General features: G+C 59.4%; 16 protein-coding genes. 2 read left to right on the forward strand and 14 right to left on the reverse strand.

All coding sequences use genetic code 11. From position 1 onward, the window contains the following. Positions 1-2: 2 nt before the first annotated feature. The 13 genes from nuoM to lrhA all read right to left on the reverse strand — a co-directional run bounded on the left by nuoM (position 3) and on the right by lrhA (position 15,371). Positions 3-1,532, reverse strand: a complete 1,530-nt coding sequence (gene nuoM, locus CKW09_RS17085) for an NADH-quinone oxidoreductase subunit M (protein WP_061795806.1) — start codon at positions 1,530-1,532, stop codon at positions 3-5. Positions 1,533-1,747: 215 nt separating this feature from the next. After that, entirely contained in the window at positions 1,748-3,595 is a 1,848-nt protein-coding gene (nuoL, locus tag CKW09_RS17090) for an NADH-quinone oxidoreductase subunit L (protein ID WP_061795805.1), read from the reverse strand. Further along, complete coding sequence (gene nuoK, locus CKW09_RS17095; protein WP_004936014.1) at positions 3,592-3,894, reverse strand: NADH-quinone oxidoreductase subunit NuoK; 303 nt, start codon at positions 3,892-3,894, stop codon at positions 3,592-3,594. Before nuoK ends, nuoL begins: the two co-directional genes overlap by 4 nt. Next, positions 3,891-4,448 (reverse strand): NADH-quinone oxidoreductase subunit J, encoded by a 558-nt coding sequence (gene nuoJ, locus CKW09_RS17100; RefSeq protein WP_061795804.1) that lies wholly within the window; start codon positions 4,446-4,448, stop codon positions 3,891-3,893. Before nuoJ ends, nuoK begins: the two co-directional genes overlap by 4 nt. 13 nt (positions 4,449-4,461) lie before the next feature. After that, positions 4,462-5,004: an NADH-quinone oxidoreductase subunit NuoI gene (gene nuoI / locus CKW09_RS17105; protein ID WP_061795803.1), complete on the reverse strand. Its 543-nt coding sequence runs from the start codon at positions 5,002-5,004 to the stop codon at positions 4,462-4,464. 14 nt (positions 5,005-5,018) lie between these two features. After that, entirely contained in the window at positions 5,019-5,996 is a 978-nt protein-coding gene (gene nuoH, locus CKW09_RS17110; protein ID WP_004936022.1) for an NADH-quinone oxidoreductase subunit NuoH, read from the reverse strand. Beyond that, positions 5,993-8,731, reverse strand: coding sequence for an NADH-quinone oxidoreductase subunit NuoG (gene nuoG / locus CKW09_RS17115; protein ID WP_095100232.1), 2,739 nt, complete (start codon positions 8,729-8,731; stop codon positions 5,993-5,995). The genes nuoH and nuoG overlap by 4 nt, the downstream gene beginning before the upstream one ends. Before the next feature lie 77 nt (positions 8,732-8,808). Next, positions 8,809-10,155 carry an NADH-quinone oxidoreductase subunit NuoF gene (gene nuoF, locus CKW09_RS17120; protein ID WP_061795801.1) on the reverse strand — a complete coding sequence of 449 codons (1,347 nt, stop codon included), beginning with the start codon at positions 10,153-10,155 and terminating at the stop codon, positions 8,809-8,811. Beyond that, on the reverse strand, positions 10,152-10,703 hold the full coding sequence (gene nuoE, locus CKW09_RS17125; RefSeq protein WP_061795800.1) for an NADH-quinone oxidoreductase subunit NuoE: 552 nt from the start codon (positions 10,701-10,703) through the stop codon (positions 10,152-10,154). The genes nuoF and nuoE overlap by 4 nt, the downstream gene beginning before the upstream one ends. 2 nt (positions 10,704-10,705) lie before the next feature. Further along, positions 10,706-12,502 (reverse strand): NADH-quinone oxidoreductase subunit C/D, encoded by a 1,797-nt coding sequence (gene nuoC, locus CKW09_RS17130; RefSeq protein WP_061795976.1) that lies wholly within the window; start codon positions 12,500-12,502, stop codon positions 10,706-10,708. A 95-nt stretch (positions 12,503-12,597) separates the two neighbouring features. After that, the gene (locus CKW09_RS17135; protein WP_061795799.1) at positions 12,598-13,272 is read right to left on the reverse strand and encodes a NuoB/complex I 20 kDa subunit family protein; all 675 of its coding nucleotides are present in this window, start codon (positions 13,270-13,272) and stop codon (positions 12,598-12,600) included. 15 nt (positions 13,273-13,287) lie between these two features. After that, positions 13,288-13,725: an NADH-quinone oxidoreductase subunit A gene (locus CKW09_RS17140; protein ID WP_061795798.1), complete on the reverse strand. Its 438-nt coding sequence runs from the start codon at positions 13,723-13,725 to the stop codon at positions 13,288-13,290. Positions 13,726-14,435: 710 nt separating this feature from the next. Beyond that, positions 14,436-15,371 (reverse strand): transcriptional regulator LrhA, encoded by a 936-nt coding sequence (lrhA, locus tag CKW09_RS17145; RefSeq protein WP_061795797.1) that lies wholly within the window; start codon positions 15,369-15,371, stop codon positions 14,436-14,438. 853 nt (positions 15,372-16,224) lie between these two features. Between lrhA and CKW09_RS17150 the strand changes: the two genes are divergently transcribed. Together CKW09_RS17150 and yfbR are read left to right on the forward strand one after the other, a co-directional pair. Further along, on the forward strand, positions 16,225-17,439 hold the full coding sequence (locus CKW09_RS17150; protein WP_061795796.1) for a pyridoxal phosphate-dependent aminotransferase: 1,215 nt from the start codon (positions 16,225-16,227) through the stop codon (positions 17,437-17,439). Between the two features lie 112 nt (positions 17,440-17,551). Then, on the forward strand, positions 17,552-18,151 hold the full coding sequence (gene yfbR, locus CKW09_RS17155; protein ID WP_061795795.1) for a 5'-deoxynucleotidase: 600 nt from the start codon (positions 17,552-17,554) through the stop codon (positions 18,149-18,151). A 28-nt stretch (positions 18,152-18,179) separates the two neighbouring features. Here yfbR and CKW09_RS17160 read toward each other — a convergent pair whose 3' ends face one another. Continuing rightward, the gene (locus tag CKW09_RS17160) at positions 18,180-20,012 is read right to left on the reverse strand and encodes an SLC13 family permease (RefSeq protein WP_061795974.1); all 1,833 of its coding nucleotides are present in this window, start codon (positions 20,010-20,012) and stop codon (positions 18,180-18,182) included. Positions 20,013-20,057 lie beyond the last annotated feature (45 nt).

A 20,057-nucleotide genomic window follows, 5' to 3' on the forward strand; every position in this document is an offset into this window, starting at 1 on the left:
AATTACGGCCTTGTTGTTGAAATTGCTGAAACTGACGAACCAAACCAGTGTTGCACGTTGCTCATCGCCGCATGTGAGGTATCCAGAATCGGCTGCGGGTAGAACCCCAGCAGAACCAGCAATACCACCAACAGCAGAATGATGAACAGTTCGCGCGCGGTCATGCCCGGCAACGGTTGGTCAGATTTGGCTTTGCCGTAGTAGGCGCGCTGCATCATGATCAACGAGTAAACCGAAGCGAACACCAGACCGAAGGTAGAGATCACGGTGATCACCGGCACCACCTGGTAGCTGCCGAACAGGATCATGAACTCACCGACGAAGTTACCGGTGCCCGGCATCCCCAGCGTCGCCACGGCGAAGAACAGCGACAGCGCGGGGATGAACTTGATGCGCCCCCACAGGCCGCCCATCTGACGCATGTCGCGGGTATGCAGACGCTCGTACAGCTGGCCGCAGATGATGAACATACCGGCGGCGGACAGGCCGTGCGCGATCATCTGGATCACCGCGCCCTGGTAAGCCAGCTGGCTGCCGGTGTAGATGGCGATCAGCACGAAGCCCATGTGGGAAACCGAGGTGTAGGCGATCAGGCGCTTGATGTCGGTCTGCGCGAACGCCATCCAGGCGCCGTAGAAGATGCCGATCACGCCCAGCCACATGGCGATGGGCGCGAACTCGTGCGAAGCTTCCGGGAACAGCGGCAGGCTGAAACGCAGCAGGCCGTAGGCCGCAGTTTTCAGCAAGATCCCCGCCAGGTCGACGGAGCCGGCGGTCGGCGCCTGGCTGTGCGCGTCAGGCAGCCAGCCGTGCAGCGGCACCACCGGCATTTTCACCGCGAAGGCGATGAAGAAGCCCAGCATCAGCAGATACTGCACGTTGTGGGACATCGGGGTTTGCAGCAGGTCTTCGTAATCGAAGGTCCACACGCCGGTGGCGTTGTAGTGCACGAACACCAGGCCCAGGATCGCAATCAGCATCACCAGGCCGCTGGCCTGGGTATAGATGAAGAACTTGGTGGCCGCGGTGATGCGGGTTTTACCGTCCGACGCCTTGTGACCCCACAGGGCGATCAGGAAGTACATCGGCACCAACATCATTTCCCAGAAGAAGAAGAACAGGAACATGTCGATGGCGAGGAACACGCCGATAACGCCGCCCAGGATCCACAGCAGGTTGAGGTGGAAGAAGCCCTGATATTTCTGGATTTCACGCCAGGAACAGAGGATCGCCAGCACGCCCAGCAGGCCGGTCAGCACTACCATCAGCAGCGACAGGCCGTCCAGCGCCAGGTGGATGGAAATGCCAAAGCGCGGGATCCACGGCAGCAGGAACTCGCTCTGCCACTGCGGAATGCCTTTCGGCGTAGTCAATGTGTAGCCACCCTGCAACCACAGCTGCAGGGAAAGCGCCAACGTCAGCCCCATTGCGATCAGCGCTATCCAGCGCGGCACCTTAGTACCGAAGCGCTCCAGCTGCCAGCACAGCAGACCGCCGATAAAGGGGATAAGAATTAGCCAAGGTAATAGCATGGCGTTTTGTGTCCCTTATTCTACCTTTGTCTTTCACGCTGTGGCGTCGTTGGCTACGTTCGCTCACCCCGGTCACTTACTTCAGTAAGCTCCCGGGGATTCACGCACTTGCCGCCTGGCCACACCCCGAAATCCTTGGGTATAAAGCAAAAACATTGTACATAGCGCTGACTATAAGGAGCGCTACGCCCGATAACCGTATTCGAATTGTTCTGTTACACCAAAATCAACAGAGCCAATACGACCACTGCACCCACACCCATAGACGCTATATACCAACGCACCTGGCCGTTCTCGCTCACCGTCAGGCCACGGTTCCCCCAGCGGGAGAAGATGGCCGGCAGGTTCATCAGCGAGTTCAGCGGGTCGCGCTGCAACAGCTTCGCAATGCCCAGATAAGGTTTGACGAAGACTTTGTCGTACAGCCAGTCGAAGCCCCAGGCATGGAACCACCAGGTCGAGAAGAAGCGGCCCGGCGCGCTGTTGGCGATGCGGGTGACCAGGCTGCGTTTGCCCAGCCACAGCGCGGCCGCCAGCAAGATGCCGACCACAGCCACCACGCCGGAAGCGATCTCCAGCTGCAGCACGCTGCCGTGCGCCAGCTCGGTGGTGTCCGGCAGTACGCCCTGCAGCGGCGGCACGATCATCGCGCCGACGAAGGTGGACAGCACCAGCAGCACCAGCAGCGGCAGGTGGTGAGTGATGCCTTTACCGGCATGCGCTTTGATTTTTTCTTCGCCGTGGAACACGATGAAAATCATGCGGAAGGTGTACAGCGAGGTCATGAACGCACCGACCAGACCGGCAATCATCAGGTTGATGTGGCCGTTCGCCATCGCGCCCGCCAGGATCTCATCCTTACTGAAGAAGCCGGCGGTAATCAGCGGCAAGGCCGACAGCGCCGCGCCGCCCACCAGGAAGCAGGCGTAAACCAGCGGAATGCTCTTGCGCAGGCCGCCCATCTTGAAGATGTTCTGCTCGTGATGGCAGGCCAGGATCACCGAACCGGACGACAGGAACAGCAGCGCCTTGAAGAACGCGTGGGTCATCAGGTGGAAGATCGCCGCGTCCCACGCCTGTACGCCCAGCGCCAGGAACATGTAGCCAATCTGGCTCATGGTGGAGTAAGCGAGCACGCGTTTGATGTCGGTCTGCACCAGCGCGGCGAAGCCGGCCAGCAGCAGGGTCACCGCACCGACGATGCCCACCAGGTGCAGCACTTCCGGCGCCATCAGGAACAGGCCGTGCGTGCGGGCGATCAGGTAAACGCCCGCGGTCACCATGGTCGCCGCGTGGATCAGAGCGGAAACCGGGGTCGGGCCCGCCATCGCGTCCGCCAGCCAGGTTTGCAACGGCAGCTGCGCCGATTTGCCGACCGCGCCGCCCAGCAGCATCAGGGTTGCCCAGGTGATGGCCGTATCCCCTACCGCCAGCTTCTGCGGCGCCAGGATCATCAGTTCACGGATGTTCAGGGTGCCCAGCTCGTTGTAGAGAATGAACAGCGCGAACGCCAGGAACACGTCGCCGACGCGGGTCACGATGAAGGCTTTCATCGCCGCCGCGCCGTTGGCCGGATCCTTGTAGTAGAAACCGATCAGCAGGTAGCTGCACAGGCCCACGCCTTCCCAACCCAGGTACATCAGCAGCAGGTTGTCCGCCAGCACCAATACCACCATGCTGGCGATAAACAGGTTGGTGTAGGCGAAGAAGCGCGAGTAGCCCTCTTCACCGCGCATGTACCAGGACGCGAACATGTGGATGAAGAAGCCGACGCCGGTCACCACCGACAGCATGGTCAGCGACAGGCCGTCCAGCGTCAGGGTTACGCCGATATTGAAATTGCCGACCGACATCCAGGTCCACAGGCTTTGTTCGAACAGCTGCACGCCGGCGGCTTTCTGGGCGAAGAAGTCCATCGCCACATAAACCGTCACCAGCGCGGCCAGGCCGATGGAGCCCACGCCGACGGTTGCCGAGGTGTTCTCGGACCAGCGACCGCGGGAAAATGCCAACAGCAGGAACCCGATCAGCGGTAGCAGAATTGTTAAATATAATAGGTTCATCCGCGCATCTCACTGACAGTATCGATATTCAGGGTATGACGACGACGGTAGAGCTGCAGCAACAGCGCCAGGCCGATACTGGCCTCGGCTGCCGCCAGGCTGATCGCCAGGATGTACATCACCTGCCCGTCCGCCTGGCCCCAATAGCTTCCCGCCACGATAAACGCCAACGCCGCGGCGTTGATCATCACTTCCAGACTGATCAGCATAAACAGCAGGTTGCGGCGCACCAGCAGCCCGGTCAGCCCGAGCACGAACAGGATAGCCGCCAGGATCAGGCCGTGTTGAAGAGGGATCATGCTTGCTCCTCCGATTTTCTTCTCGCCATTTCGCCACTCGCCGGCGCGTTGCTCAGCACTTCGCCGGGCTTGTGCTCACGGCCGATGTGGAAGGCGACAACCAGGCCCGCCAACAGCAGCATTGAAGCCAGCTCAACCGCCAACACGTAAGGACCGAACAGACTGATGCCCACCGCCTTCGCGTCCACCATCTCGCCGCTGATACCCTGATCGGAGACGCTGCGGATAGCGATAATCAGCACCACCAGCAACGCCAGCGACATCAGGCCAGGCCCGATCCATACCCTCGGCTTCATCCAGTCGCGCTCTTGCTGCTGCACGTTGCCGAGGTTCAGCATCATCACCACGAACACGAACAACACCATGATGGCGCCCGCATAAACGATGATTTCCAGCGCGGCGGCGAAGTAGGCGCCGAGGGAGAAGAAGACTGCCGAGATCGCCAATAACGAGACGATCAGATACAGCAGCGCATGCACAGGGTTGGTATGGGTGATCACGCGAATCGTCGCGACCACCGCAATCAAGCCTGCCAGATAAAATGCGATTTCCATGCTTGCTGGCTCCTTAGGGCAACAGACCTTTGACGTCGATCGGTTTGGCTTCGTTTTCGGCTTCGCCTTTGGCTTTGCCGTCAATCGCCATACCGGCCATCCGGTAGAAGTTATATTCCGGATATTTACCCGGCCCCGAGATCAACAGATCTTCTTTTTCGTACACCAGATCCTGACGCTTGTACTCGCCCAGTTCGAAATCCGGCGTCAGCTGGATAGCGGTGGTCGGGCAAGCCTCTTCGCACAGGCCGCAGAAGATGCAGCGCGAGAAGTTGATGCGGAAGAATTCCGGGTACCAACGGCCGTCTTTCTGTTCCGCTTTTTGCAGCGAGATACAGCCGACCGGGCAGGCAACCGCACACAGGTTACAGGCGACGCAGCGCTCTTCGCCGTCCGGATCGCGCGTCAGCACGATGCGGCCGCGGTAGCGCGGCGGCAGGTAAACCGGTTCTTCCGGATACATCTGGGTTTCGCGCTTGGCGAAGGCATGCATGCCAATCATCCAAATGCTGCGCACCTGGGTGCCGAAACCAACCAATAACTCTTTCAATGTCATGGTTTATTCACCCCTTATTGAGCGTTGTACAAAATGACCGCGGCGGTTGCCAGCAGGTTCAGCAGCGTCAGCGGCAGGCACACTTTCCAGCCGAAAGACATCACCTGGTCGTAGCGCGGGCGCGGCAAGGCAGCACGAATCAGAATGAACATCATCATGAAGAAGGCCGTTTTCAGTGCGAACCAGATGAATGGCGGCAGGAACGGACCCTGCCAGCCGCCGAAGAACAACGTCACAATCAGGGCGGACACGGTGACGATACCGATGTATTCCCCCACGAAGAACAGACCGAACTTCATGCCGGAATATTCGATGTGGTAACCGTCGGCCAGTTCCTGCTCGGCTTCCGGTTGGTCGAACGGGTGGCGGTGACACACCGCAACCCCGGCAATCGCGAAGGTCACGAAGCCGAAGAACTGCGGTATGACGTTCCAGACGTGCGCCTGAGATTCAACGATGGCCTGCATGTTGAACGAGTCAGCCTGCATCACCACGCCCATCAGCGACAGGCCGATGAACACTTCATAGCTCAGGGTTTGCGCGGAGGCGCGCATCGCGCCCAACAGCGAGTATTTGTTGTTGCTCGACCAGCCGGCGAACAGCACGGCGTATACCGCCAGGCCGGCCATCATCAGGAAGAACAAAATACCGATGTTGAGATCGGACACCGCCCAGGTCGGGCTGACCGGCACGATGGCGAATGCCAGCAACAGGGAAGTAAAGGCGATCATCGGCGCCAGGGTGAAGATCACCCGGTCGGAGAATCTCGGTACCCAGTCTTCCTTGAAGAACATTTTGATCATGTCGGCGACCAGCTGCAGCGAGCCGCCCCAGCCGACGCGGTTAGGTCCGTAGCGGTTCTGGAACAGGCCGAGCAGGCGGCGTTCGCCGAAGCTCATGAAGGCGCCGCAGGCCACGACCACCAGCAGGATCACTACCGCTTTAAGAATGGCGATCAGGATGTCGATCACCTCAGGGGTAAACCAGCTCATCGTGCCGCCTCCCGCAGATTTTCAACCGTTGCACCCACCAAAATCGGCGGGATCCCTGGCAAGCCGAGCGGCAAACCAACCTGGCCCTGGGTCAGGGTTTCGCTCAGACGCACCGGCAGACGCAGCGTCTGGCCCGCACAGCTGAACTCCACCAATGCACCGGCGTTAACGCCAAGCGCGGCGGCGTCGGCCGGGTTGACCATCGCGTAGGCTTCCGGCATGCGTTGCTGGATCACGTTGGAGCGCTGCGACATTTCATCGCTGCCGAACAGATGGTAGTAAGGCGCGACGCGCCAGCCATCGGCCACATTGAACGCGGCAGGCACCTCGGTGAAGTAGCCCAGGCTGCCCTCCCCCGCTTCGATCAGGCGTACGCCCGGATCGCCGTGGCGCAGCTTGCCGCCCACTTCGGCCTGGAACTTGTTCCACGCCTGCGGTGAGTTCCAGCCTGGCGCCCAGGCGAACGGGATCTGCTGACGATCGGCCAGCGGGCTGTTGTTCCCTTCCATCGAGAAGGAGAACATGGTGTCTTTGTCCTGCGGCTGACGCGGCTCGTGCACGCTGATGTTGGCGCGCATGGCGGTACGGCCGCTGGAGCGATGCGGAGAGCGCGCCAGCTTCTGGCCGCGGATGCGGAAGGCCGCGTCCGGCGCCGCGTCGACGATGCCCTGCAGCTGCGGCAACGCCTCAACGCAGGCGGCAATCACGTCATCGAGCTGGGTCCAGTCCACGTGGCGGCTGGTGTAGGTGGAGTGCAGCGAGTGCATCCAGCGCCAGCTTTCCAGCATCACGGTGAACTGATTCTTCTTGGCGTCATCGTAATAGGCCGGGTCGTAAACCTGGAAGAAGCGCTGCGCGCGGCCTTCCTGGTTGACCAGGGTGCCGTCGCTCTCGGCGAAGCTGGCCGCCGACAGGATCAGGTTGGCCTTGTCCATGATGGCGGTGCGCTGATGATCGGCGACGATCAGGTTGCTGACCTTGGCCAGCGCGGCGTCCACTTTCTCCGCCGGCGCATGGCGATAGAGATCGTTCTCCATCACGATGGCGGTGTCGGCTGCGCCGCTGGCCAGCTGTTCCAGCGCCTGATCGAGCGAACCGCCGCCGATCATCGCCAGGCCCATGCTGTTGGCCGCGCCCGCCACGAAGGTGATGCCGACGTCGGAACCGCGGCCTTTCAACGCCTTGGCGATGTTGGCCGCCGCTTCGATGATGGCTTCGCTGCCGGCGTTGCTGCCGGTGACGATCAGCGGTTTGCGGGCGCCGGTCAGCGCCTGCACGATGATGTCGACCTTCTTGTTCAGGCCTGCGGCCAAATCGTTCACCGCCGGCGCCGCGTTATCCAGCGCATGGGCGATGGCGAAACCGAAGCGCGCCTGTTCATCGACCGGCGCGCGATAGTTCCACGCGGCGATGTCGTCCAGACGGGTGTCGTCGACGTTGGTGGTGAACAGCGGATACTTGGCGTGCTGACCGATGTTCTGCACCGCCGCGATCTGCCAGTCGGCGACGCGTTGCGCCGCCGCCATCGCGCGGGCCTTGCCCTTGACGGCCTGACGCACCGACAGCGCGATGCGCGCGCCGGTTTGGGTCAGATCTTCACCCAGCACCAGCACCGCGTCGTACTCTTCGATTTCACGCAGCGCCGGGGTATGAACGCCGCCGTTTTTCAGCACCTTCAGCATCAGCGCCAGGCGCGACTGCTCGGCCTGAGCGATGCCGGTGTAGTAGTTCTCGGCGCCGACCAGCTCGCGCAGCGCGAAGTTGCTTTCCAGGCTGGCGCGCGGGGAGCCGATGCCGATGGTTTTCTTCGCCTGACGCAGGATGTCCGCCGCGCCCTGCATCGCCTGTTCGGCGTTCAGGGTGATCCAGTCGTTGCCGCGCAGCTGCTGCGGTTGACGCGGGCGATCCTTCTGGTTGACGTAGCCGTAGCCGAAGCGGCCGCGGTCGCACAGGAAGTAGTGGTTCACGCTGCCGTTGTAACGGTTCTCGATGCGGCGCAGCTCGCCATAGCGCTCGCCCGGGCTGGTGTTGCAGCCGATGCTGCACTGCTGGCAGATGCTGGGCGCAAACTGCATGTCCCATTTACGGTTGTAGCGCTCGGAGTGCGTCTTGTCGGTGAATACGCCGGTCGGGCACACTTCCACCAGGTTGCCGGAGAACTCGCTTTCCAGCGTGCCGCTTTCCGGACGGCCGAAATAGACGTTGTCGTGCGCGCCGTACACGCCGAAGTCGGTGCCGTCGGCGTAGTCTTTGTAATAACGCACGCAGCGGTAGCAGGCGATGCAGCGGTTCATCTCGTGCGAGATAAACGGCCCCAGCTCCTGGTTGTTGTGGGTGCGCTTGGTGAAACGGTAGCGACGGAAGCTGTGGCCGGTCATTACCGTCATATCCTGCAGGTGACAGTTACCGCCTTCTTCACAGACCGGACAGTCGTGCGGGTGGTTGGTCATCAACCACTCGACCACGCTCTCGCGGAACTGTTTCGCTTCGCCATCGTCGATGGAAATAAAGGTTCCATCGGATGCCGGTGTCATACAGGACATCACCAAACGGCCACGCGTATCTTCCGCGTTTTGGTATTGCTTTACCGCGCATTGGCGGCAAGCGCCGACGCTTCCCAGCGCCGGATGCCAGCAAAAGTAAGGAATATCGAGCCCGAGGGAGAGACAGGCCTGCAGCAGGTTGTCCGCTCCGTCTACGTCGTATTCTTTGCCGTCTACATGAATCGTAGCCATAGTCAGCATGCTTCCAAGTGGCCTGCCTTGCGGCAGGCGTTAATCAAAAATTCTGGCCGTGTTGCGAGCTAGCCGGCTTACCAGCGTTGCTTCAGCAGGTTGTTCGGCTGAATGCCGCCAATCGCATGTGCGTTGCCGTAGTGCTTAACGGCAATACCCGCTTCGAACTCTTCACGGAAATATTTAATCGCGCTTTGCAGTGGCTCTACGGCACCTGGCGCGTGGGCGCAGAAGGTTTTGCCCGGGCCGAGGGAACGGCACAGCTGCTCGAGGGTTTCGATATCCCCCGGCTGCCCTTCGCCGTTTTCCAACGCGCGCAGGATCTTCACGCTCCACGGCAGGCCGTCGCGGCATGGCGTACACCAGCCGCAGGACTCGCGGGCGAAGAACTCTTCCAGGTTGCGCACCAGCGGAACCATGCCGATTTCGTGGTCCACCGCCATCGCCAGCGCGGTGCCCAAACGGCTGCCGGCCTTGCCGATTGCGCCGTATTCCATCGGCAGATCGAGGTGATCGGCGGTCAGGAAGTCGGTGCCCGCGCCGCCCGGTTGCCAGGCCTTGAAGCGCAAGCCGTCGCGCATGCCGCCGGCGTAATCTTCGAGGATCTCGCGTGCGGTGGTGCCGAACGGCAGCTCCCAGACGCCCGGGTTTTTCACCCGGCCGGAGAAGCCCATCAGCTTGGTGCCTTTGTCTTCGCTGGCGGAGATGCCGGTGTACCACTCAACGCCGTTGGCCAGAATGGCCGGCACGTTGCACAGCGTTTCCACGTTGTTGACGCAGGTCGGCTTGCCCCAGGCGCCGGCGGAGGCCGGGAACGGCGGCTTGGAACGCGGGTTGGCGCGGCGGCCTTCCAGCGAGTTGATCAGCGCGGTTTCTTCGCCGCAAATATAGCGGCCGGCGCCGGTGTGCACGATCAGCTCGAAATCAAAGCCGGTGCCGAGAATGTTCTTGCCCAGGTAGCCGGCTTCGGTGGCTTCCGCGATGGCGCGGCGCAGGTGCACCGCCGCTTCGACGTATTCGCCGCGCAGGAAGATGTAACCGCGGTAAGCCTTCAGCGCGAACGCGGAGATCAGCATGCCTTCCACCAGCAGGTGCGGCAGCTGCTCCATCAGCAGACGGTCTTTATAGGTGCCCGGCTCCATTTCATCGGCGTTACACAGCAGGTAACGGATGTTCATGGACTCGTCTTTCGGCATCAGGCTCCACTTCAAACCGGTGGAGAAGCCTGCGCCGCCGCGGCCCTTCAGCCCGGAGTCTTTCACCAGGCCGACTATTTCGTCGGGAGCCAGGCCCTTGAGGGCTTTTTCCGCACCGGCATAGCCGTTCTTGCTGCGATATTCATCCAGCCACAGCGGCTGTTTGTCGTCGCGCAGACGCCAGGTCAGCGGATGCGTTTCGGGAGTGCGCACAATGTCTTTAATCATTGATACTGCTCCAGTAGCGTCTCGATATCTTCAGGCTTCAGCTGACTGTGAGTGTCCTCATCAATCATCATGGTCGGCCCTTTATCGCAGTTGCCCAGGCAGCAGGTCGGCAGCAGAGTGAAGCGGCCATCAAAGGTGGTTTGACCCGGTTTGATGTTCAGCTTCTTCTCAATGGCGGCCTGAATGCCCTGGTAACCGGTGATGTGACAAACAACGCTGTCACAATAACGGATCACGTGACGTCCTACCGGCTGACGGAAAATCTGGCTGTAGAACGTGGCCACGCCTTCTACGTCGCTGGCGGGGATGCCCAGCACTTCCGCGATGGCGTAAATCGCACCGTCCGGAACCCAGCCGCGCTTCTTCTGCACAATTTTCAGTGCTTCGATGGAAGCGGCGCGCGGATCCTCGTAATGGTGCTTTTCATGCTCGATCGCCTCACGTTCTTCCGCACTCAGCTCAAATGCATCAGCGCCGCTCTGAGGAGCGGCTGCATTGATGGGCTCAAGCGCATCGTTGACTGCGTGATTGTCTTTTTGAGAGTGCATAATTAGCGGTCCACATCTGACATAACAAAATCGATACTGCCCAGATAGACGATCAGGTCGGAGACCAGGCTGCCACGGATTACCGCCGGGATCTGCTGCAGGTGCGCAAAGCTTGGCGTACGTACCCGGGTGCGGTAGCTCATGGTGCTGCCGTCGCTGGTCAGGTAGTAGCTGTTGATCCCTTTGGTGGCTTCAATCATCTGGAATGATTCGTTGGCTGGCATCACCGGGCCCCAGGAAACCTGCAGGAAGTGGGTGATCAGCGTTTCAATATGCTGCAACGTGCGCTCTTTCGGCGGCGGCGTGGTCAGCGGGTGATCGGCCTTGAACGGGCCTTCCGGCATGTTGTTCAGGCACTGTTCGAGGATGCGCAGGCTCTGGCGCAGCTCTTCCACCTTCAGCATCACGCGGGTGTAGCAGTCGCTGTTGCCGTCGCCGACCGGGATTTCGAAGTCGAAATTCTCGTAGCCGGAATACGGGCGCCATTTGCGCACGTCAAACTCGATGCCGGTGGCGCGCAGACCGGCGCCGGTCACGCCCCACTCCAGCGCTTCCTTGGCGTTATAAGACGCCACGCCGACGGAGCGGCCTTTCAGAATGCTGTTCTTCAGCGCCGCCTTGACGTAAGAGTCCAGGCGCTTCGGCATCCACTCGAGGAACTCGCGCAGCAGGCGATCCCAGCCGCGCGGCAGGTCGTGCGCGACGCCGCCGATGCGGAACCAGGCCGGGTGCATGCGGAAACCGGTAATCGCTTCCACCAGGTCGTAGATTTTCTGCCGATCGGTAAAGGCGAAGAACACCGGGGTCATGGCGCCGACGTCCTGAATGAAGGTGCTGATGTACAGCAGGTGGCTGTTGATGCGGAACAGTTCGGACAGCATCACGCGGATGGTGTCGACGCGCTCCGGCACCTTGATGCCGGCCAGCTTCTCGACCGCCAGCACGTAAGGCATTTCGTTTACGCAGCCGCCGAGGTACTCGATGCGGTCGGTATACGGAATGTAGCTGTGCCAGGACTGGCGCTCGCCCATTTTTTCGGCGCCGCGGTGGTGGTAGCCGATGTCGGGCACGCAGTCGACGATCTCTTCGCCGTCCAGCTGCAGAATGATGCGGAAAGCCCCGTGCGCCGACGGGTGGTTAGGGCCGAGGTTGAGGAACATGAAGTCCTCGTTTTCGGTGCCGCGCTTCATGCCCCAGTCTTCCGGCTTGAAGGTCAGCGATTCCATTTCCAGATCTTCTTTCTGTTTGGTCAACACGAAAGGATCGAACTCGGTGGCGCGCGCCGGGTAGTCTTTACGCAGCGGGTGGCCTTCCCAGGTCTGCGGCATCATGATGCGCGACAGGTGCGGGTGGCCGTCGAAGGTAATACCGAACATCTCCCAGGTTTCGCGCTCATACCAGTTGGCGTTAGGGAAAACCTTGGTGGCCGTGGGCACGTGCAGGTCTTTTTCAGACAGCGCCACTTTCAGCATGATGTCGCGGTTGCGTTCGATGGAAATCAGATGATAGAAAACAGAAAAATCCGCGGCGGGCAAACCGTCACGGTGGGTGCGAAGACGCTCGTCCACGCCATGCAGATCGAACAGCATGACGTAAGGCTTCGGCTGTTTTCTCAGGAACGTCATTACTTCCAGCAACTGGTCAGGCTTGACCCATACCACGGGCATTCCGGTACGGGTGGGCTGAACAGTAAAGGCTTCCGGCCCAAAACGGTTGCGCAGTTCGCCGATCACCGGGTCGTCAAGGTGATCTCGGGTTTGCCAGGCAGGCAAGGCGTCGTGCGTCGTCAAATCTGTCATAATTTTTTTCACCACACTAAAGGGTTATTTCGCCGCAATTTTCACTTTCGCTGTGTTAACCAATAGCGCACTAAGATGGACGTTAAATGAACGTCTTAAATCTCGTCAGGCGTCCGAAGGTTGGTCACCGCGATGCGCTCGCCGTGTTTACGCTCTCTTTCAGACTGCATGTTGGCGCGGTAAACGCCCTGATCGCCGACAACCCACGACAGCGGGCGGCGTTCTTTGCCGATGGATTCCTGCAACAGCATCAGCGCCTGCATGTAGGCTTCCGGACGCGGCGGGCAGCCGGGAATGTACACGTCGACCGGCAGGAACTTGTCCACGCCCTGCACCACGGAATAGATGTCGTACATGCCGCCGGAGTTGGCGCAGGCGCCCATCGAGATCACCCACTTGGGTTCCAGCATCTGCTCGTACAGGCGCTGGATGACCGGGGCCATCTTGGTGAAACAGGTGCCGGCGACCACCATCAGGTCAGCCTGACGCGGCGATGCGCGCAACACTTCAGCGCCGAAACGCGCCACGTCGTGAACGGCGGTAAACGACGTCACCATCTCCACGTAACAGCACGAAAGGCCAAAGTTATATGGCCAAATAGAGTTTTTACGCCCCCAGTTCACCATGTCATGCAATGCATGCTCGAGTTTACCCATGTAAACCGTGCGGTGGACCTGTTGTTCCAGGGGATCGGCGACGACCTCCTGTTTTTGCAGGGGATAACGGTCGTTCTCACCGTTCGGGTCTATGCGGGTGAGCGTATAGTCCATCTTAATGCCTCGCTGTTACTGCGGATGACTGTTGGTGTTAGTGATGGTGCCGGGTTTGCTCTGGCGTCGGGAACGCGCCGGAGTCCAATCCAACGCGCCGATGCGCACCAGATAAACCAGGCCGGCCAATAGCACCAAAATGAAAATGGCGGCTTCGATAAAGCCTACCCAGCCACTCTCGCGAACCGAGACCGACCAGGCGTACAGGTATAAGGCTTCAACGTCGAAAATTACGAAGAACATGGCGACCAGGTAGAACTTGGCGGACAGACGCATGCGCGCCGTACCGACCGAGTCGATCCCGGATTCGAACGGGGTGTGTTTGGCGCGCGCCCGGGCTCTCCCGCCCAGGAAGAACGCACCCAGCAGCATTAAGCCGCAGAGCCCGATAGCCACGACAAGAAATACGGCGAACGCCCAGTGATGAGCGATAACTTCAGTGGTTGTTGACATACTCTATGCTTACTCATCAAAAGTGGCGTCGATCGCTCTGCTCTTGTACCCGGCAGTTAGTGCACCACATCGATTTAAGGGAAGGATAAATTAACCACACAAACAAACTGCTTTTACAGCGAGTTAGGCAGCGTTTTACTGTGGGCTTTTTACTCCTTTCTATAACCTTTTGTCAACTTTGACAAAAGTATCTACACACTAGTTTACATACGCATCATTTGATTAACATTTGATGCGCCAGGCTCAGGCTAAATCGTGTCAGTTAATTTTTGTGTAGAAACAGACAGATATAAGCCGTCATGCATATTTCAGTTTTACTATATCATTGTCTCAGGAATTCCCTGTTCTTCCACTCACTACCTAGGGGTATTTTTTTGATCCAGGACACGTTTTCAGCATAAATCCTCAAAAAAAGTGTGGGCCTTTAACAATTTTTGTCAAATTCAGCCGAAAAAACGTTCGCCATAATCTAACAAAATAACCATATTATTTCCATGCCTTTACGCTCCGACCCAATTGGTCATAAAGCAAACGATTTTCGTCTGCGGCGGCCTGAGCCGGTTTTTAATTAATGGAAAGAGTTAAACAAATAACCAACTCATGACAAAACCTCAGCCAAATGCGCATAACAGCCTATTTTCTTAAAAAAAGGCCAAAAAAAACCTCCGCCGAAGCGGAGGTTTTCTGGTCATGGTCAACGCAGTCCGGCGTTATTCTTCCTCATCCACCAGGCTGGCGTCGTCTTGCGCCGTACCGCCCTGCCCGTTGAGGTTATAGCTGTCGTTGCCGCCCTGCATCGCGCTGAAGATGGCCATCGCCAGCTCGTTGTCGCACCGGGCGTCTTTACATAAGGCATACTGGGTATCCGGCAACGGCGGCAGGCCCTCTGCGGCGCCCAACACCCGCAGGTCAGGGCTCATCATCTCAACCGGCCGTACGGTTACGCCCAGGCCGGCCTTGCAGGCGGCGCGAACGGCGGACAGCGTTGAGGCCACGTAGGCGATGCGCCACGGAATGCCGGCCTCGTCCAGATGCTTGATGGCCATGGTGCGGAACGGACTGGGTTCGTCCATCACCACCAGCGGAATGGGTTCACCGGCCTGGTAGTGATAATCCGCCGCGCAATACCACAGCGTCGGCGAGGTGCGCAGCACGATATGCGGCTGCCCCTCGGCGTCTGCCGTGGTGATCGCCAGATCGACCTCGCCTTCTTTCAGCATGTCGACCATCTGCGGGCTGCGTTTTACCCGCACGTCGATCGCCAGCTTGGGGTAAATCGAGGTCACGCGGTTCAACAGGAAAGGCAAAATGGTATCGGCGGTGTCGTCTGAAGCACCGATAGTCAGAACGCCCTTTATATTGTTGTACATCAGAGAGGTACAGGCTTCGTCGTTGAAACGCAGGATTTTCCTGGCGTAGCCGAGAAGCTGGATACCGTGCTCAGTCAAGAGTTTGTTGCGCCCATGGCGGGCAAACAGTTCCTTGCCTACCAGTTGCTCTAACCGCTGCATTTGTTGACTGACCGCTGATTGAGTGCGACAAACGGCGACCGCCGCGGCCGCAAAGGTATTCAAATCAGCAACAGCAACAAAGGTTCTTAGCAGATCGAGGTCGAGATTAAGTATCGGACGATTTGCAGTTGTCATAGTGTATTCTTCACTTTTTTAAATTCTAATTTACAAACTACCCTGGTGTGTTTCCAAGACATCGTTGAAAAGGGACGATGCCTGTTATGACAGTACCCCACTCATTAGTGGAGGGCAAAAAAATTACTTATATTTCGTTACCTCTATCGCTTTTTAAAATGCGATCTATCGCAAACGCTTATAGAACGCGGGGGGTTAATACGAGTAAAAGTGTTTAACTTTTACCAAATGAAAGATTTTACTCATGCTCGTCGCCCAATTACCACTCCATTCGTGCTGTAGAGAACGCCGAACCTCAGGGCGGCGCCGACCTTTTGTCGGCCCAAAATATAAACGAGACTCGCCGCGTTCGCCGTTTCATCCCCGCCTGATTTTAATAAATTCAATCAGTAAGATTTTCCCAATCAATAATATTCCGATAGTCAGTTAACCTTTTCTTAAGATAAAAGATAAAGCATCGCTAATGTAATTAACCGTTTAAGCCAGTGTGGTTCGGCTGACGCCAGGCTGCCATCAGACTACTCCGGTATTATCATTTCTTTACAGTTTATCTGACGCTATCCTCCCCCGCCGCTTATCAGTGCCCGCCGCCGGGCGCCGCCAGGTGGGGCAAGAACGTTTACATACGCTGCTTAAATCAGAATAAAACCCCAACAAAATGATAAACAAAGGCATTATAGACCACAAACATCGTTTTCCTTTGTTTATCATCACTAAAATTCCGCCTTGCGCCATGCGTTTGCACCAAAGGCGTGCATAACCCTTCAAAAGCATCAGCGCCAGGAGTACATTGGGCGGGTTGCGGCGTTCCACGGTAGGAACGCCCCTATCCCAGCAAAAGGCTCAACTTTCTATGTCCCCCATTGAGAAATCCAGCAAACTGGACAACGTCTGTTATGACATTCGCGGCCCGGTGCTCAAAGAAGCTAAACGTCTTGAAGAAGAAGGCAATAAGGTCCTGAAACTGAACATCGGCAACCCGGCCCCGTTCGGCTTCGACGCCCCGGATGAAATCCTGGTCGACGTGATCCGCAACCTGCCGACCGCGCAGGGTTATTGCGATTCCAAGGGGCTCTTCTCGGCGCGCAAGGCGATCATGCAGCACTACCAGGCGCGCAACATGCGTGACGTTACCGTTGAGGATATCTACATTGGCAACGGCGTATCCGAGCTGATCGTCCAGTCCATGCAGGCGCTGCTCAACAGCGGCGACGAACTGCTGGTGCCGGCGCCGGATTACCCGCTGTGGACCGCGGCGGTATCGCTGTCCGGCGGCAAGGCGGTGCACTACCTGTGCGACGAGCAGGCCGGCTGGTTCCCGGATCTGGACGACATCATCAGCAAGATCACGCCGCGCACCCGCGGCATCGTGATCATCAACCCGAACAACCCGACCGGCGCGGTCTACAGCAAGGCCCTGCTGGAGCAGATCGTCGAGATCGCCCGGCAGCATAACCTGATCATTTTCTCCGACGAGATTTACGACAAGATCCTGTATGACGAAGCCGAGCACCACTCGATCGCCGCATTGGCGCCGGACCTGCTGACCGTCACCTTCAACGGGCTGTCGAAAACCTATCGCGTGGCGGGCTTCCGCCAGGGTTGGATGGTGCTCAACGGGCCGAAGAAACACGCCAAGGGCTACATCGAGGGGCTGGAAATGCTGGCCTCGATGCGCCTGTGCGCCAACGTGCCGATGCAGCACGCCATCCAGACCGCGCTGGGCGGCTATCAAAGCATCAGCGAGTTCATCCAGCCCGGCGGCCGCCTGTATGAACAGCGCAACCGCACCTGGGAACTGCTCAACGACATCCCGGGCGTTTCCTGCGTGAAGCCGCAGGGTGCGCTGTATATGTTCCCGCGCATCGACGCCAAGCGTTTCAACATTCACGACGACCAGAAAATGGTGCTGGATCTGCTGCTGCAGGAAAAAGTGCTGCTGGTACAGGGCAGCGCTTTCAACTGGCCGTATCCGGACCACGTGCGCATCGTCACCCTGCCGCGCGTGGACGAGCTGGAAATGGCGGTCGGCAAGCTGGGCCGCTTCCTGGAAAGCTATCGCCAGTAATCGCCGCGGGCGCAGCGCTCTGCTGCGCCCCTTCCCTGCACACGCCGGTTGCATAACTTCAGGTCACTGCTTCACAATGGAGCCCTCACTTGCCGTTGTAAAAGAGAGCACCATGAGCCAGAGCCATTTCTTTGCCCACCTGTCCCGCCTGAAACTGATCAACCGCTGGCCGCTGATGCGCAACGTGCGTACCGAAAACGTCTCCGAGCACAGCCTGCAGGTGGCGTTTGTCGCCCACGCGTTGGCGGTGATCAAGAACCGCAAGTTCAATGGCAATCTGAACGCCGACCGGGTGGCGCTATTGGCGATGTACCACGACGCCAGCGAAGTGATCACCGGCGACATGCCGACGCCGATCAAGTATTACAATCCGCAGATCGCCCACGAGTACAAGAAGATCGAAAAGATCGCCCAGCAAAAGCTGCTGGACATGATCCCGGCGGAGCTGCGCAACGATTTCCGCTCGATCCTCGATGAGCACTACTACAGCGAAGATGAAAAGCTGCTGGTGAAGCAGGCCGATGCGCTGTGCGCCTACCTCAAATGCCTGGAGGAACTGTCCGCCGGCAATAACGAATTCACGCTGGCCAAGGCGCGCCTGGACAAAACCCTGCAGCAGCGCCGCAGCCCGGAAATGGACTACTTCATGGAGGTGTTTATCCCGAGCTTCAGCCTGTCGCTGGATGAAATCAGCCTCGACGCCTCGCTGTGATCCCGCCGGCGCGGCGACCGTCGCGCCGTCAAAAAGCGTATAACCAGGGCACTACCATCACGCTGACCGCCATCACCAGCAGGGTGAAAGGCACGCCGATGCGCACGAAATCCCCGAACCTGTAGTTGCCCGGCCCCAGCACCAGCGTGTTGACCGGCGACGAGACCGGCGTCATAAAGGCGGCGGAAGCGGCAATGGCGATAATCATGGCGAAGGGGTACGGCGACACCCCCATTTCCCGCGCGGCGGCGATGGCGATCGGCGCCATCAGCACCGCGGTGGCGGTATTGGAAATAAACAGCCCGATGGTGGCGCACAGCACGAACAGGCACAGCAGCATCACCCGCGGCCCGGCGCCGCCGGCGACGTCCATCAGGCCGCGCACGATCAGGTCCACCCCGCCGGTTTTCTGCAGCGCCTGAGCGAACGGCATCATGCCGACGATCAAAATGATGCTCGGCCAGTGGATAGATTTGTAGGCGCTTGCCATGTCGATGCAGCGGAACTTGCCCATCAGCAGGCAGGCTGCCAGCGCGGCGATCGGGTTGGGGATTTCATCGGTCAGCATCATCGCCACCATCAACGCCAGACAGAACAGCGCATGCGGCGCCTGGGTGATGGCCGGCGCCACCTCATCCACCTCGGCGGGCAGGTTAAGCACGATAAAGTCATGGGTGTTGGCCTGCAGCTGGCGTATCGCCTTCCAGTCGCCGATCACCAATAAAATGTCGCCCAGCGCCAGCGGTTCGTCCACCAGCTTGCCGGCCAGCGTCTCGCCGCTGCGGCGAATGCCCACCACGTTCAGATCATAGCGGCTGCGGAACGCCGCCTCGCGCAGGCTGGTGCCCAGCAGCGCCGAATCGGGGATCAACGTCACCTCCGCCATGCCGACGTTGCGCGACTGCTCGGAGAAGTAGTCGCCGCGTAGCACCATCGGCTCCAGCTGCTGCTCGCCGCAGAATTCGCGCAGATCGACCTGGCTGTCGGACATGTCGATCAGCAACACATCGCCTTCGCGCAGCTCGGTGCTGCCGGAGGCGCTGATCATCACCCGGCGGAAGCGTTTCCAGCGTTCGATGCCCACCACGTTGGCGCCGTAGCGGGCGCGCAGGTGCAGCTCGTCCAGCGAACGGCCAATCAGCGGCGAAGCGCTGCGAACCGCCAAACGCCGCGCGCGGCCGGCCAGCTTATAGTCGCGAACAAGATCGCGGAAGGTGCGGCGCTGCCAGGTTTCCCTCGCCTTGCCGGCGGCGTCGTTGCCCAGCCAGCGCCGGGCCACCAGCATATAGCCCACGCCCAGCACCAGCACCGCCAGGCCGATCGGCGTGACGCCGAAGAAGCCGAACCCCACGATGCCTTCGCGCACCAGCTCGCTGTTCACCACCATGTTCGGCGGCGTCGCCACCAGCGTCATCATGCCGCTGATCAGGCCGGCGAAGCTCAGCGGCATCATCAGCCGCCCCGGCGCGATTTTCATCCGCGCCGTCACGCTGAGCACCACCGGAATGAAGATCGCCACCACGCCGGTCGAACTCATGAAGGCGCCCAGCCCGGTCACCGTCACCATCAGCAGCATCAACATTTTGGTTTCGCTGCTGCCGGCCACCTTAACCAACCAGTCCCCCACCTGATAGGCCACGCCGGTGCGCACCAGCCCTTCGCCGATCACGAACAGCGCGGCGATCAGAATCACGTTGGGATCGCTGAAGCCGGCCGTCGCCTCCTGCAGGCTCAGCGTGCCGCTCAGCACAAAGGCGATGATCACCAGCAGCGCCACCACGTCCATTCGCAGCTTGTTGGTGGTAAACAGCACGATGGCGATTAACAGTAAACTCAGCACCCACAGTAATTCGCTGTTCAAAACGGCCTCATCCGGCAACATATCCAGGGGCCTAAAAACTAGCAT

It is taken from the genome of Serratia ficaria, from assembly GCF_900187015.1.
GTDB lineage: Bacteria > Pseudomonadota > Gammaproteobacteria > Enterobacterales > Enterobacteriaceae > Serratia > Serratia ficaria.

What these genes read in the sequence shown, in the direction of transcription:
- yfbR (WP_061795795.1), top strand. Translation starts at nt 17,552, where the DNA reads ATGAGCCAGAGCCATTTCTTTGCCCACCTGTCCCGCCTGAAACTGATC.
- lrhA (WP_061795797.1), bottom strand. Translation starts at nt 15,371, where the DNA reads ATGACAACTGCAAATCGTCCGATACTTAATCTCGACCTCGATCTGCTA.
- nuoL (WP_061795805.1), bottom strand. Translation starts at nt 3,595, where the DNA reads ATGAACCTATTATATTTAACAATTCTGCTACCGCTGATCGGGTTCCTG.
- CKW09_RS17135 (WP_061795799.1), bottom strand. Translation starts at nt 13,272, where the DNA reads ATGGACTATACGCTCACCCGCATAGACCCGAACGGTGAGAACGACCGT.
- nuoE (WP_061795800.1), bottom strand. Translation starts at nt 10,703, where the DNA reads ATGCACTCTCAAAAAGACAATCACGCAGTCAACGATGCGCTTGAGCCC.
- nuoI (WP_061795803.1), bottom strand. Translation starts at nt 5,004, where the DNA reads ATGACATTGAAAGAGTTATTGGTTGGTTTCGGCACCCAGGTGCGCAGC.
- nuoM (WP_061795806.1), bottom strand. Translation starts at nt 1,532, where the DNA reads ATGCTATTACCTTGGCTAATTCTTATCCCCTTTATCGGCGGTCTGCTG.
- nuoG (WP_095100232.1), bottom strand. Translation starts at nt 8,731, where the DNA reads ATGGCTACGATTCATGTAGACGGCAAAGAATACGACGTAGACGGAGCG.
- nuoF (WP_061795801.1), bottom strand. Translation starts at nt 10,155, where the DNA reads ATGATTAAAGACATTGTGCGCACTCCCGAAACGCATCCGCTGACCTGG.
- CKW09_RS17150 (WP_061795796.1), top strand. Translation starts at nt 16,225, where the DNA reads ATGTCCCCCATTGAGAAATCCAGCAAACTGGACAACGTCTGTTATGAC.
- nuoJ (WP_061795804.1), bottom strand. Translation starts at nt 4,448, where the DNA reads ATGGAAATCGCATTTTATCTGGCAGGCTTGATTGCGGTGGTCGCGACG.
- nuoK (WP_004936014.1), bottom strand. Translation starts at nt 3,894, where the DNA reads ATGATCCCTCTTCAACACGGCCTGATCCTGGCGGCTATCCTGTTCGTG.
- nuoC (WP_061795976.1), bottom strand. Translation starts at nt 12,502, where the DNA reads ATGACAGATTTGACGACGCACGACGCCTTGCCTGCCTGGCAAACCCGA.
- CKW09_RS17140 (WP_061795798.1), bottom strand. Translation starts at nt 13,725, where the DNA reads ATGTCAACAACCACTGAAGTTATCGCTCATCACTGGGCGTTCGCCGTA.
- nuoH (WP_004936022.1), bottom strand. Translation starts at nt 5,996, where the DNA reads ATGAGCTGGTTTACCCCTGAGGTGATCGACATCCTGATCGCCATTCTT.